A 14,513-nucleotide genomic window follows, 5' to 3' on the forward strand; every position below is an offset into this window, starting at 1 on the left:
AAGCTTAGTGTTTATGCTAATTTTAGTCATAAAAAAATACCCCCAAAGTCGATTTCCAACTTTGGGGGTACGCATCACCCAAAGAGCTTGATCCGCATTTTTGTTATTTAACAGCGCTGGCCTGGGGCGCTTTGATGAGTGTTCCCATGATGATCGTGAGAATCGTGACCAAGAACGGGAAGAAGGCCCAGGGGATGAACTTCAGCGGGTTGATCTGCAGGGCTCCGGCGATGAAGACCCCGGAAACCGACCACGGGATCACCGCGTTGATGGCGGCCCCGGCGTCATTCAGGATCCGGGTCAGGTATTTACGCGGCAGGCCCAAGTGATCGAAGGCGTCCCGGAAAGACTGGCCGGGGAGGATGATGGCCAGGTAGTGTTCGCCGACCATCAAATTGACCCCGATACAGGTGATCGCGGTTGCCAGCGTCAGCCGCCCTGGTGTCTTGACGATGCCGGACAGGTGGTCGATGATCGCGCTGATGATGTGGAACTTGATCAAAAGTCCCCCGAGAGCCAGGGCGAAGACGATCAGGGCCAGGGAGGTCAGCATGCTGGCAATCCCACCCTTGGAGAGCAGGGTGTCGATCGTCTTGTTACCGGTGTGGGAAACGTAACCCATCATGATGGTCTTGGTAATGGCCGTAATGCTAGTCGCCGGGGCGTGCAGCCAGCCGAGGAAGGCCGCAAAGAGCGAACCCAGGCCCAGCGACGGGATAGCCGGGACCTGGAGAATCGCCAGGACGATCAGCAAGACGACCGGCAGGAGGGCCCAGCCGGAGATCCAGAAGCCATCAGCGAGCCCGTGCATCATCTGGTGGACGGCGGTCAGGCTGACGTGTTTAGAATTAAGCCCGAGAATCGAGTAGGCGATCACGCAGAGGAACCAGGCTGGGATGTCAGTCAGCATCAGGGACTTGATGTGCTCGTAGATGTTGATGTCACCGACACTGGCGGCCAGGTTGGTGGTGCCGGACAGTGGGGAAATGTTAGAACCGCAAAAGGCACCGGAGACAATCACCCCGGCGGTCAGACCCGGGTTGATCTTTAGTGTTGCCCCGATTCCGATGAAGGCGATCCCCATCGTGGAAACGGTCGTGAATGATGAACCGCAGGCCACCCCGACCAGGGTACAGACGATGAAAACGGTAGGCAGGAAGAACTGGACAGAAATGATCTTAAAGCCGAAGTACATGATCGTCGGGATGGTCCCCGAGAAGATCCAGGTAGCGATTAGGACCCCGATCGACAGAAAGATCACCAGGGGATCGACCCCGGCACGTAGCCCTTCGCGCATCCCGTCCATGACGGTTTGCCATTTAAAGCCGCGCAGGCGGCCGTAAACGGCTAGAAGGGTGAAGGCGATGAATAATGGTGCTTGGGGCTCCTGCTTTTGAAAGATGATCAGGTAGCCCAGAATACAGAGGATCACAATTAAGATGGCGATGCTTTCGCCAAAACTAAAGACCGGTTCGGGCCGGTCCTTTTTGTTCTTGAGCTGGCTCAAGGGACTCACTCCTTTAAATCTGATGATAATTTTATTAAAGCATTCTAATCGTTGGGTAGTCAATTGGAAAAAGAAAAAAAGCGTTAGCCAGGGATGGGGCTAGCGCTTAATGGTTTAATTGAACAACTCGAACATGGCGTTAACTAGGGCGCGTTTGGTAAAGAAGCCGTGGCGAACCAACGGAGCGAAATGTTCAACGTTTTGGGCCATTTGGTTATATTGTTCTTCCGTGGTATGTGCTACTTTGTCGACAGCTTCGTCAAGCGTATCGGCGACAATGCCAAGCCCCTTATCTTGGATCATTTGGTGTTGAGTCAAACTAGATTGTGCGATCACTGGGATACCAGCTGCGATATAAGTGCTCAATTTGAAGCTATCGTTAATGGCGGAGTATTTTTCCCAGTTCTCGTTATCGGTCCAATTCATCCCAAAGCCGCCATTATTACGCAGATCGTAGAGCAACTCGGCTTCATCTTTCCAACTCACAAATTCTAGGTTCTGTTGATCGAACCAGTCTTGGGGCTTGGAGTAGATCCGAAAACGCACGTCTGGGTAGTTCCAATTGCGGATAAAGTTTGATTTGTTGGGGTCGTAGGATCCAGCATAGGAGATACTGTGATGGAATTGAGCCGGGTGACTAAATTCAAAGGGGGTCACATGGTCCATCAAGTCCAGAGAAATGGTCTTTTTAACGGTCAGACCATGCTCTTTCAAAAAGTCGATCATCTGTTGAGAGTGGGCGATGATTACTTCTGCTTGATTGTAGATGTTGATTTCTCTGCTAAGAATATCCCAAGCGTTATCGGTGACCGACAAGATGTCTTGGATAAAAATAACTAAGTGAATACCATATGGCCGGATGTGGTTGATGAATTCCATATCCCATTCAGGGGTAATCCATGTCGGCATTTGAAGGAAGATGATATCTTGCTTCCCAGCTTGCAAAGAAGCGATGATCCCGTCAATGCGCGCCCCCAAACTTTGCCCCGGTTCATCGGGCCAGGTATAGCGGTAAATTCCCAAGGGGGTGAAGCCAAAATTTGTTTGAGCAATCCGGGCAACCATTTCTTGAGCACGTTGGGCGGTTCCACCAATTCCGTTGACGTTGGTAATATAAAAATTCATGGACGTTCTCCTTTTTTAGCCGATGTTTATTTTTTCAGTGATTGCAAAAATTGTACTAATTGTTCGGGGTCGTCATGAGGGAAACTGTGGTAATTGACTGCTCCCTTGATTTTAGAATTAACGTCATCCAAGGACACGATCGGTTTGCCGGTTGCTTGGTATTTTTGGATAAGTTCGTCGTCTTTTTCACCATAATTAAGATCGAGGTAAGCATCTGCATTAGCCATTAATTGGTCAACTACCACTTGAACTACACTCACATATAAGCGAACATTGGGGTAAGTGATGAGTTTGGTTAATTGACCACCCATGTTGGTGCGCGCGGCGATGTGGAAAGTACAATCTGGCAATGCTTGAAGCAAGTGCTCCAACTCTTCAATGTTTTCGCTGTTTGTCATAGTGAAGAATTGGGCTTTTTCATCATAATCAATTGTCTGGGGTAAATCTTTATGCTGCACTACTTCTGACCATTCCAGATCGTAATATTGCCACCACAAGTTGTGGTAACGGCCAGTCGAGAATTGTTTCCATGGTTTCCATGGACTAGTAAAGTGAACAATACTTCCCTTAATATTGGTTTTTTCAAAATAATGGTGATCAAAACCAGGGTAATAATAGCAAAGAAAATCATAACCGATGGCTAAGTTGTATTTTAACGGTAAGTGATAATATTTGTCGCTGAAGAAATGATTGAGGACGGATTGATCGCCTTCACTTAGGTTCGAATCAAGACCAAACTGGAGCATCTGATGTACAATGTCTGGATTCTTTTTTAAGACAGGCATGTTAAACAACAAGACCCCAGAATTAAAATTGTCAGCGTAAAGCAGATCGGGGACAGCGGCAACAGGATGGTCGCCTAGATCCATATCAAAGAGTTCGCTCAAGTCCGCATTGACTACAGCATCACTGTCAAGGTAGAGGATCCGTTCTTCATTGGCAATGAGTTCTGGAATTAAGATTCGTCCGTACGACATCTCGTTGATCTGTGGCTGTGACACATGTTCATCACTAAGCAGGTTATCTTCAATTTTGGTGTTGATGACTTGACTGTTGATAGAGCGGATTCGGTTGTTGATGCCGCTGAACCATTCTTGGGGGATGTCCTTATTAATGACGTAAATTTTCGAGTCATGGTTATGATAAAGAATCGATTTGACTGTTGTTGTAATTTGGTTAATATAGCCATAATCAGCTGATAATGCAAAAACTTTTTGAACCATGAAAATTCACTCCAAATTTTAAAAAGGCAGATTGCAAGAAATAACTTGAACGAATTTAATGACGTAAATTAAGCAGGAAGATCTCGATTGGTGTGCGCCAGTTAAGACATTTAAGTGGCCGGGAATCCAGATACCAATTGATTTGAACCAGCTGGCGATCGCTCAGCTCTTCAATAGCTTGTCCCTTGGGAATAAATCGTCGCAAAACTCGGTTACGGTTCTCATTACTACCGCGTTCATGTGGTGAATAAGCATGGGCAAAATAAACCGGAGTACCAGTTTGCCGTTCAATTGTCTGATAGTTAGCGAACTCTTTACCATGATCTACGGTCAGCGTCTTGAGCTTGTCTTGAAGTTGACTAGCTAGTTCAAGTACGGCTTGAGTCATGGACTGACTGTCGCGGCCATGGAGCCGTTTAACAATTGTCAGGCGACTCTTACGCTCCACAAAAGTAGCCACAGCTTGACCTTTACGTTTGCCAGAAAGTACGGTATCAGCTTCAAAGTGGCCGAACTCCTGGCGAGTTTCGACTTTATGAGGACGCTCCTCAATTGAGCGGCCGTGACTGAACGTACCACGCTTTTCTTTAGCACGATGACGACGAATTCCATGATCAGGCAAATCGGGTAGCTGTACATCAAGCCAGCCTTGATCAATCCAGTTATAGACCGTCTTATAGGCAATCCCAACTACATGGGCAACTTGTTCAGGGGACCACTTCTGGACTTGAATCTTTTCCTCAATCAAGTGCTTAAGGCTTTTAGTGAGTGAAGACTTCCGCCCCCGTTGACTAACCTTTTGTTCAAAGTCAGTTTGCGCTAGCTTAGCCTGGTATTCACCATTGAGCCGGTGAAGTTCGTTAAAGATGGTGGTCTTACTAAAGCCTAAGTAGTTAGCGATGTATCGCAAGGAACGTCCTTCATTATGAAGTGTTTCAATGACAACACGGTTCTGGAATGATAAAATAGTGGTGCCCATTAAGGTCCTTCTTTCTAATGGATTGTACGGTAACACCATTAAAGACCTTGATGGGTTTTTCTGTCCACTTAATGTTCAACTTAAATTTTACAATCTGCCATGTTGAAAAATATTTGAATCAATGTCTTAAAAGTTTAATCGAGCAAAGTTATGACAACATTGAAATTTTATATGTAATTGATGGCTCAACTGATAAGTCCTTAGCTATCTGCCATCATTTTGCGCAAACCGATGCTCGTGTCAAAATTATATATCAAAAAAATTCCGGGCCAGGTGCTGCCAGGAATAATGGGATTAGCCATGCTGATGGTGATTTCATAGTATTTATTGATGGGAATGATTTTGTTACTGCTGATTATGTCCAACATTTGGTGGGTATTCAGCAGGAGTATCAATGTGATATCGCAGTCAGCTCTTATTTGCGGATGGATGAGAAAGGAACCTATTTTGTACCTTTCTATCCTAATCCAGAAGAAACAAAATACGATAAAGCCTACTCAGCTTCTGAATGGCTGAAAATCGCTTATGAGCAGATGGGGACTATTTTTGTAGTACCTTGGGGGAAATTGTATAGGAAAACTCTCTTCACTCATGTTCGATATCCCGGGCATCGGGCAATGGTTGATGATGAGTTCACGACGTGGAAGCTATACCTGCTGGCTCATAAAGTTGCTTTTGGCAACTATAATGACTACGTTTACCGGAAAAATAGCAACTCAATTACTGCACAGCAAAATAATGATTTGATTTATAGACAATCACTGGCGCTAAAAGAAAGAATTGCAGTTATGAATACAGCTGGCATGGATACTAATTATTTGAGATCGCATTATGAAAAATTACTACGGGAACTTACGACCTCATCTTTGAATAATGGTCGGTATAATGTATATGAAGATGCTGTGTTTCAATTAAAAGTATTGGAAAATGCTAGGAAGGATTGAGCATCTTTTAAGTTATAAAAATAAGTACTGCTTAATTATGATCAATTTAAATACTGATTGATGTTTGGAATTTAATTTAATTAAGGAGTGACCTCGTTTGAAACTCATCAGTTGGAACATCGATTCATTAAATGCCGGCCTAACCGGGACCTCCACGCGGGCCCAAGAAACGCGAAACGTTTTTAAGACAATTGCGGATCGGCAACCGGACGTGATCGCCTTTCAGGAAACCAAGTTGCGCAAGGATCCGTTGAAAAAACACGTCCAAGCCCTAAAAGAGATCTTTCCGGGCTACGATTATGTGTGGCGCAGCTCGGTGGAACCGGCTCGCAAGTCCTATGCAGGAACGATGTACCTGTACCGTAACGGGCTGGAACCACAGGTGACCTATCCAGAAATCGGCGCTCCGTCGACGATGGATCAGGAGGGGCGGATCATCACCCTGGAATTTCCCCACTTCTTCGTTACCGAAGTCTACACCCCGAACTCCGGCAATGGTTTGAAGCGGCTGGCTGACCGCCAACTCTGGGACGACCGATATCGCGAGTATCTGGCTGGTCTGGCTCAGAAAAAGCCGGTGATGGCCAGCGGCGACTTCAACTGCGCCCATGAAGAAAGCGACCTGGCCCACCCAGCCAACAATCACCACTCAGCCGGCTTTACTGATGAAGAGCGGGAACATTTTACCAAACTGCTCCAGGCCGGCTTTACCGATAGTTTCCGGCATCTTTATCCGGATAAAACGGGGGTCTATTCCTGGTTTGCCCAGCGGGTTCGAACTAGCAAGAAGAACAATTCGGGTTGGCGGATCGACTACTGGCTGGTCAGCAACGATATTGCCGACCGAATCCAGGACTCCAAGATGATTGATACGGGTGCCCGGCGCGACCATCTGCCGATTGAACTGGACATCGACTTGGACGTTTAAACTAAGAAGCAAATATTTTCTCCTGGTCAACGGGAGCGTGACGACGAAGTCAGTGATAATTTCGGGTTGCGCTCCCGTTTTTTCTTTGGCCCGCAGTCGGCGGTTTGTGCCTGACGTGTGAACTTTATTTATCTCATGAAATAATTAAGCAAATGATAAATACTGATCGGATTATACATGATTTACTGTCGACAAATTTGCCGACAAACAATTTATATCAAATGATAGGTGAAAAACAAGCGAATTTGTATTAATTGGAATAGACCCGCTAACAATAAATCCTTACTAAAAATGCCTTAACAAAGGCGTCTAGGCCATATATATGCAAAATTAATCATACAACAAAAATAAATCAAACCGATTTCAAGCTTGCCTCCGTAAGGTTATAGGACGTTAACCGAAAATAATATATATTTAGCGTTTTAAAAATGAATAATGCGACGATATTATTTAATTGATGATCAGCTATGAATGGTGGAGGTTAAAATTATGTTATCGAAGAATAACCGGAAAGAGCAAATTCAAAAACAAGCACAGAACAAGCAGCGTTTCGCAATCAAGAAGTTTACAGTGGGGGTTGCATCGGTTTTAATTGGCTTTACCTTTATGGGAATTAATTCCTATGCTAATGCGGATGCTGTGGATAGCAGCAATACGCCGGCAGTGAAGGTAGTAAACAATAATAATAGTCAATCAGCAATGGCAAACAACGCAACGACCAGTCAAGCAGTCACGGAGCAAAGCGTCGCTCAGTCAGCGGACCAAACCGCAACGAGCCAGGCTGATAGCACTGCTGCCAAAACGTCAACCGTTGCGGCTAAACAAGCAGTGGCAACCGCTAGCGATGCCCAATCAGCAACGGCTAAAGAAAAAGCACCGGCATCTGCAGTTTCTTCGACTGCGGACACCAAAGCAAGCACGACTCAGCAACAATCTGCAACCAAAGCAACAGCTGATACTCAGCAAGCGGCAGCTGCAGACAGCAACCCGTTCGTAGCTTTGGCACAAACCAACGACCAGAGCGTCGCAACGGTTAATAACTTTGCCGAATTTCAAAATGCTTTACAGGATACGGCAGTTCAGACCATCAAGCTGAACGCCAATATCACCATGGATGAGGTCCGCAACTACGCCAATATCACCAAATCCGGAATTGCCCGGTCGCTGACGATCGACGGGAACGGTCAATACAGTCTGCAATTTGGTGACAAGTACATCAACTTTGCCGCTAACACCGAAAACAAGACCGATGGCTGGCACCTGACTTTGGCTAACATGCCAGCTCTTCAGAGTCAGAACCAATATGGCCTCTTCTACTTCTACAAAGCTGACGACGAAATCACTTTGAATAATATCACGACTACTGATGACACCAACGTGATCGTCAACGGCTCAACTGCTACGAACGTTTCCCTGCGTGGGACGAACAAGCTGCACGGCGCTACGACTAGTGCTTTGATCAGTGCGGGCAACTTGACAGTGAATGGCCAGACCAGCGTTGATTACAGCAATGCCAGCCGCAACAGTAGTACCGAAGTTGCCGCCTTTAAGGTTACTGGCAATGCAGTCATTAACAGCGGTGCCAGCCTGAACATCAACAGTTCCGCCAAAAATGCCAGCGGGGTGGTCTTCACTGGAAATGCCGGCCGGGCAACCATTGATACCGCTACTGCCGGTGTTTTCCGGATGGCTAACGGGGCTACGGCGAACATGAACCTTGGCAACGGCAAGTCGATTGCGGTCGAAGCCAGCGATATCGACCTACAAGATGGCGCTAGTCTGAACGTCAACAGCCGGATCGACCTGATGGGCTTTCGGGCCTACGCTCCAATTGAAGTGGCTGACAATGGTGCCTATGTTGTCAACCCAACCTTGCGGATCGGCCAGGGCACATCTTTGAAAGTGATTCGTGACGGTGTTGCTTCCTCCGACTCAGCACTGGTTGCAATCGGTGCCCATGATGGCCTTGGCGGTGGGCAGACGCTCACCCTTGAAGTCAACGGCGGACGGCTGGACCTCGAGGATTCAGCACACCATAATCTGTTCATGGATCCAGCTCACTTAAAGGCCAACACTAACCAAGGTTGGAGCGCCCTGATTTCTATGTTTGGGACTAGCGCGAAGAACGTACTGCACTTCAACAACCCGCAGAACATCACCTTGAAGCGGAATGGCGATCAGTACGGTAACTTCCTCAAGCTGGAAGGGGCCAATGATGGTGGCCGCAACACTAACGACACCTACATCAACGGGGAAGGATCCACGACGGTAACGCCAATTGTCCTGGTTGACGCTAATGGCAGTCAGCACGTTTGGGCGATCAACTACCTTCACAACAAGAACCAGGGTGGCGATGATGGTTGCTGGTTCACTAAGGCTGGCCACAGTTGGAACAGTGCCGGCTCTCAGTACTTGAACGGGGCCAACAACTACACCCTGACCATGCCGAGTGGTCAAAACAGTGCTCAGTACAACGACTTCCTCAACCACTTCAGCTGGTGGAACGCCAAGAGTCTCGGCATTGGGACCGACTTTGCGGAAAATAATCTTTTCCAGCCAGCTTACCCACAAACCACGATCAAAGAGGGCGAGAAGACTGACATCACGCCAAGCTTTACCAATCAGGACGGGGCGGCTGTTGACATCGCCAAAGTACCGTTGGCCAACACGGACGCTTTCCAACTTGACACTCCGCAGACTGGGATCAGCATCGATGCCAAGACTGGGGTTATTACTGTCGATGGCAATGCCAAGGCAGGCAACTACACGGTTCCGGTTACGGTAACTTACGCTGATGGTACCCAGGATCACGTGAATGCCCAGTTCACCATCACCAACGTTGCCCAGAAGTACACACCATCATACCCAGCAACCACGGTCAAGCAGGGTCAAACCGCAACGGTTAAGCCAAGCTTCACTGACCAGAACGGCACCAGCCGGTACGACCTATGCAACCGGCCAGAAGACACCAAGCTGGGCAACGGTTGATCCAACAACCGGGACGGTAACGCTCAAGCCGGGCACCGACGTTAAGCCGGGCGCTTACAACATTCCGGTCACGGTAACCTATCCGGATGGCAGCACTACCACGGCGACGGTAGCAGTTTTAGTGACAAAGAAGACGGATACTGAACAGTACAGCCCAAAGGGTCAGGACGTGCACACCATTGCCGGCCAGACTCCGGCTGCCCAGGGCGGCATCCAAAATAAGGATGATTTGCCAAATAGCACTAGCTATACTTGGGAAACGACACCAGACACAACGACTCCAGGGACGAAACCGGCCGTGGTCGTTGTCACTTACCCGGATGGCTCCAAGACAAACGTGCCGGTGAACGTCGTGGTTAACCACGCTCCTGAAGTTCAGGCAATCAACACTCAGAGGGGTCAGACTCCAGACGCCAAGGACGGCATTGCTAACCTGAACAACGGTGGCACCATGCCGGTCGATGGCTATCCAGCCAACGTCACCTGGACGAAGACGCCAGATACCACCAAACCAGGACTGACTTCCGGGAACGCCATGGTCACTTACCCAGATGGTATGACGACGACGGTTGAAATTCCGGTAGCGGTGAACGATGGTCAGGATGTCAACATCATCGACAGTACCAACCATACGATTAGTCTTCACGCAGAAAATGTCATTTCGCACAAGACCAGTGATAAGAATATCATCGGCCAACCAGTGATCCGGACTTTCAGCTTGGGTGCCTGGACCAGCTAGAATGGTCACATGGTTTACACCAAGCCATACGTTTATACGCTGAACAGTGCGGGAACAGAATATGTTCTGACCCAAACCGGGGATGTACCGGCTGACATGGTTGCGACGGGAGTTCAGGCGCCGCAGACGATTGCTGCCAGCCAGATTTCCGCTATTTGGAACCCAGCAGGCAAGCCTCTCTTTGGCAAGATCACGGGTCAAGGCCAGCCATCCAGCCTCGTTTCTGCTAATGATAACGAAACTGGCACGACGGTCTACGACAACAACAATAACAACCAGGCCCAGGGCTACCCGAAGTACTCCGCAACGGTTGATTCTTCCAACGTCAACTGGCCGATCTTCGGCCGTGGTCCGGTGGCAATGTTCCCATTCCCATCCGTGACGATCTACGGGGCAACGGCTAACAACCACAAGGCTAGCGTTCGATCTGACACGACTGACGTTAAGGCCGACTTGGGCGATGCAGCTAACTATGTCAACACTACTGATTTGACTGCTGCTCACCACGCTGCCGTGAAGTCTGTTGACTGGCAAACTCTGCCGAGCCTGGCCAAGGCAAATGCCAACGCCGCTGCGACGGTGCGGATTCACTTTACTGACGGCAGTTACTTCGATGTACCGGTAACGGTAAACGTTGTGAAGGTCGACCAAGGTGTCGATAACCAGACTGATCATGATCTTTACCGTGATATCACGCGGACAATCAACGTCGAAGGCGAAAGTGCACCGGTTGTACAACACGTCATCTATACGCGGGCCAAGATTACTGACTTGGCCAAGCCGGCTGGCCAGCAAGTAAGTTACACTGCCTGGGCCGCTGGTAAGAACGATGCGGGTGAAACGGTCACAAACTTCCCACAATTTGACGTAAGCAAGGCCGGCTACACCGCTACTGCTACTGGCGCCACGATCGCAACAAAGGATGGCAAGCAGTTCGTTCCGGCTTCGGCAACAATTACGCCAGAATCAGCCAACGAAACGGTCAACGTTACCTACACGGCTAATGATCACGCGCAAGTAATCAACTTCGTGGATGGCAGTGGCCACCAGGTTGGTGGCTTTACCGTCAATGGGAAGACCGGCGCAACGGTTGCTGTTGACATCGCTAACCACGTTCCGGCTAAGTGGGAACTGGTCCCAGGTCAACAAGTGCCAACCCAGATCACATTTGGGACGCAGGACCCAGCGGCGTTGACCTACAAAGTTCAACACAAGACGGAAAATGTTCCGGTTGATCGTCAGAACAAGGATACTTACCGTGAAGTAACGGAAACTATTCAGACGATTCCGGCTGGTCAGACGGCGGTTGATCCGTCACTGACCCAGATCATTACGGTTCCGTTCCAACGGACTGGTGTCAAGGACCTGGTAACTGGTCAGATTACCTGTAACGCATGGCAAGGACCGCAAGATTCCATCATTAAAGATGGTCAGCCAACTTACACGATCAAGGCCCAAAATGTACAACAGGTAAAGGGCTATGATTCTTACGTCAATGGCCAGAAGGCGATGCAGGTTGCGGCGGTAGATGTTAACGCTGCTTCGAACAACATTACAGCGACGATCAGCTACACCAAGCAGGGCAACACTGCAGTGAAGTACGATGCTAGTCGCGATGACATGAAGGTTTCCCGGACGATCAACTACGAGGTTCCGGCAGGACAAAAGACCATTGATCCGGTAACGCAAACCGTTGAATACACCCGCGAAGACAGCCAGGGCAATGCCGGCTACCAAGACCCAGACGGTTCACTTCAGTCGTGAGGATGCGCAAGGCAATGCCGGTTACCAAGATTCAGCGACAGACCAAATCGCCTGGAACGCCTGGCATGTGGCCGGCAGTCAGGACGCCAACGGTAGTTGGGCCGCTTACACTGCTCCCGAGGTAAAGGGGTACAAAGCTAACCCAGCTCAGATCGCAGCGGTAACGGTAACACCAGACACGGTTAACACTACTGTCGAGATCAACTACACTAAGGAAGCCGACACACCAGTACCGTACAAGCCAGGTAAAGATGGCATAAACGACAACATGAACCGCTACGTCACCCGGACGATCATGATCCACGAGCCAGGTCAGGAACCAACTGTTGAATACCAAACAGTTCACTTTACTAACGAAGATGCCCAGGGCAATAGTGGTTACCAAGGTCCGGTCACTGGTAAGATCACATACAATACCAACTGGCACGTTGCTGGTGACATCAATGCTGTAACGGGGACTTGGAAAGAATTCGATGCACCTTCAATTGAAGGTTATACTGCGGACCCAGCCCAGATCGCTGCTAAGAGTGTCGATGCTAACAGTGCTGACGAAACGGTTGTCATTGAATACAACCACAACCAGACCGATGCCGACAAGTACGAACCGCAAGGTCAGAACATCACGGTCAACAAGGGTGCAGAAGTACCAGGCGCTGACACAGCCATCAGCAACAAAGATGACTTGCCAGCCGGCACGAAGTACAATTGGCAGACGACTCCGGACACCAACAAGGTCGGTGATCAAACTGCCACGGTCGTGGTAACTTACCCAGACGGTTCACAAGACACCGTTAACGTCACGGTTACGGTCAAGGACAATACGCCAAAGCAGACCGATGCCGATAAGTATCAGCCACAGGGACAAGATGTCCATGTCAAAACTGGTGAAACGCCAAACGCGGCTGACGGTATTAAGAACAAGGGCGACCTTCCAAAGGGCACGAACTACACTTGGCAGACGACCCCAGATACCACGACACCAGGCAACAAGCCAGCAATGATTGTGGTAACTTATCCAGATGGCTCGAAGGACGAGGTTTCCGTAACGGTTCACGTCATGAATCCACAAACCGACGCCGACAAGTACGAACCGCAAGGTCAAGACGTCCATGTCAAAACTGGTGAAACGCCAAACGCGGCCGACGGTATCAAGAATAAGGGTGACCTTCCAAAGGGCACGAACTACACCTGGGCAACCACCCCAGATACCACGACACCTGGGGATAAGGTAGCCACGGTTGTTGTCACCTACCCAGATGGCTCGAAGGATGAGGTTCCGGTAACGGTTCACGTCACCAACCCGACTAACCCGTCGACGCCAAGTGACGCAGATCAGTACCAGCCGTCCTACCCGCAAGCCATTACGACTCCAGGGAAGACGACCTCGGTTGACGTTCAGTGGCAAGGCAACAAGAAGCCAAGCACCGGTGTAACGTACAACATTACTTCCGGTACTGATGTCCCAGCCTGGGTCAACATCAACCACACTACTGGAACGATCATTTACAATGTTTCAGCCGACCAGACAACGGCAACGATCACTATTCCGGTAACGGTCACTTACCCAGACGGGACGACGGATCAAACGAGTAGCACGATCGTCGTTATTTCCGGCAAAGATCACGTTCAAGACCCAACCACTCCAACCGATGTCATTAACAACCCGGGCAACCTGCCAAAGGGGACAACGGTTGTTTGGACACCAGGTCAAGAACCAGATCCAAGCAAGAAGGGTCAGGACCAGAGCACAAGCGTCACGGTAACGGTACCTGGCAGCGATCCAATCACGATCCCAACTCACGTGACCTACACTGACAACCAGCAACCAAACAAGCCAAGTGATGATCACCAGACTGAGCCGAACAAGCCGAGTGATAATCACCAGACTGACCATAATCACAATGGCAAGCCAAGTGATAATCAGCAAACTGATCAGAACCATAACGGCAACGCAACTGACAATAACGGTCAGCAAGTTGCAACGGACAATGGTACCAATGCTAACCAACCAAGCGCGCAGGTAAGTACCAAAGTCAATGGTTCAGCGGTCAGCCAGTCAAATGACAACTCTTCAGCAAAGAAACTGCCACAAACTGGCAATGACAAGAACGCTGCTGCAGCTGCCGGACTTGGCCTCGCAATGATGTCAGCCCTGGCTGGTCTCCTTGGTCGGAAGAAGCGTGAAAACTAGCTTAGCTCTTTCCCTCTTAATTGAAGCTTTCACCGAAAAATAAGAAAGGGGGCTGTGACATAAGTCCCTAATAATAAAGAGAGATGGATAAATCCTTCGGATTTCATTCGTCTCTCTTTTCCTTT

At 49.0% G+C, this 14,513-nt stretch carries 10 protein-coding genes; 6 read left to right on the forward strand and 4 right to left on the reverse strand.

The features are described from left to right. Nucleotides 1-103 precede the first annotated feature (103 nt). The 4 genes from QOR82_RS07195 to QOR82_RS07210 all read right to left on the reverse strand — a co-directional run bounded on the left by QOR82_RS07195 (nucleotide 104) and on the right by QOR82_RS07210 (nucleotide 4,834). Nucleotides 104-1,507, reverse strand: coding sequence for a Na+/H+ antiporter NhaC family protein (locus QOR82_RS07195; protein WP_283584103.1), 1,404 nt, complete (start codon nucleotides 1,505-1,507; stop codon nucleotides 104-106). A gap of 114 nt (nucleotides 1,508-1,621) precedes the next feature. Beyond that, complete coding sequence (locus QOR82_RS07200; RefSeq protein ID WP_283584104.1) at nucleotides 1,622-2,632, reverse strand: beta-1,6-galactofuranosyltransferase; 1,011 nt, start codon at nucleotides 2,630-2,632, stop codon at nucleotides 1,622-1,624. Nucleotides 2,633-2,658: 26 nt separating this feature from the next. Beyond that, nucleotides 2,659-3,855, reverse strand: a complete 1,197-nt coding sequence (locus QOR82_RS07205; RefSeq protein WP_283584105.1) for a glycosyltransferase family 8 protein — start codon at nucleotides 3,853-3,855, stop codon at nucleotides 2,659-2,661. A gap of 55 nt (nucleotides 3,856-3,910) precedes the next feature. Continuing rightward, nucleotides 3,911-4,834: an IS30 family transposase gene (locus QOR82_RS07210; RefSeq protein ID WP_283584106.1), complete on the reverse strand. Its 924-nt coding sequence runs from the start codon at nucleotides 4,832-4,834 to the stop codon at nucleotides 3,911-3,913. A gap of 17 nt (nucleotides 4,835-4,851) precedes the next feature. Between QOR82_RS07210 and QOR82_RS07215 the strand changes: the two genes are divergently transcribed. The 6 genes from QOR82_RS07215 (at nucleotide 4,852) to QOR82_RS07240 (ending at nucleotide 14,388) form a co-directional block, all read left to right on the forward strand. After that, nucleotides 4,852-5,778, forward strand: coding sequence for a glycosyltransferase family 2 protein (locus QOR82_RS07215; protein ID WP_283584107.1), 927 nt, complete (start codon nucleotides 4,852-4,854; stop codon nucleotides 5,776-5,778). A gap of 97 nt (nucleotides 5,779-5,875) precedes the next feature. Then, nucleotides 5,876-6,706 (forward strand): exodeoxyribonuclease III, encoded by an 831-nt coding sequence (locus QOR82_RS07220; protein ID WP_283584108.1) that lies wholly within the window; start codon nucleotides 5,876-5,878, stop codon nucleotides 6,704-6,706. A 489-nt stretch (nucleotides 6,707-7,195) separates the two neighbouring features. After that, complete coding sequence (locus QOR82_RS07225; protein ID WP_283584109.1) at nucleotides 7,196-9,694, forward strand: pectate lyase-like adhesive domain-containing protein; 2,499 nt, start codon at nucleotides 7,196-7,198, stop codon at nucleotides 9,692-9,694. After that, on the forward strand, nucleotides 9,624-10,433 hold the full coding sequence (locus QOR82_RS07230; RefSeq protein WP_283584112.1) for a Rib/alpha-like domain-containing protein: 810 nt from the start codon (nucleotides 9,624-9,626) through the stop codon (nucleotides 10,431-10,433). The genes QOR82_RS07225 and QOR82_RS07230 overlap by 71 nt, the downstream gene beginning before the upstream one ends. Nucleotides 10,434-10,442: 9 nt before the next feature. Continuing rightward, nucleotides 10,443-12,197: a mucin-binding protein gene (locus tag QOR82_RS07235; RefSeq protein WP_283584110.1), complete on the forward strand. Its 1,755-nt coding sequence runs from the start codon at nucleotides 10,443-10,445 to the stop codon at nucleotides 12,195-12,197. Beyond that, nucleotides 12,157-14,388: a Rib/alpha-like domain-containing protein gene (locus QOR82_RS07240; protein WP_283584111.1), complete on the forward strand. Its 2,232-nt coding sequence runs from the start codon at nucleotides 12,157-12,159 to the stop codon at nucleotides 14,386-14,388. Before QOR82_RS07235 ends, QOR82_RS07240 begins: the two co-directional genes overlap by 41 nt. Nucleotides 14,389-14,513: the final 125 nt, after the last annotated feature.

This window comes from Limosilactobacillus difficilis, from assembly GCF_947387495.1.
GTDB classification, from domain to species: domain Bacteria; phylum Bacillota; class Bacilli; order Lactobacillales; family Lactobacillaceae; genus Limosilactobacillus; species Limosilactobacillus difficilis.

Bases quoted from the DNA above. Each gene is read 5' to 3' on its own strand.
- QOR82_RS07200 (WP_283584104.1), bottom strand. From the start codon at position 2,632: ATGAATTTTTATATTACCAACGTCAACGGAATTGGTGGAACCGCCCAA.
- QOR82_RS07205 (WP_283584105.1), bottom strand. From the start codon at position 3,855: ATGGTTCAAAAAGTTTTTGCATTATCAGCTGATTATGGCTATATTAAC.
- QOR82_RS07210 (WP_283584106.1), bottom strand. From the start codon at position 4,834: ATGGGCACCACTATTTTATCATTCCAGAACCGTGTTGTCATTGAAACA.
- QOR82_RS07215 (WP_283584107.1), top strand. From the start codon at position 4,852: ATGGATTGTACGGTAACACCATTAAAGACCTTGATGGGTTTTTCTGTC.
- QOR82_RS07225 (WP_283584109.1), top strand. From the start codon at position 7,196: ATGTTATCGAAGAATAACCGGAAAGAGCAAATTCAAAAACAAGCACAG.
- QOR82_RS07235 (WP_283584110.1), top strand. From the start codon at position 10,443: ATGGTTTACACCAAGCCATACGTTTATACGCTGAACAGTGCGGGAACA.
- QOR82_RS07240 (WP_283584111.1), top strand. From the start codon at position 12,157: ATGCCGGCTACCAAGACCCAGACGGTTCACTTCAGTCGTGAGGATGCG.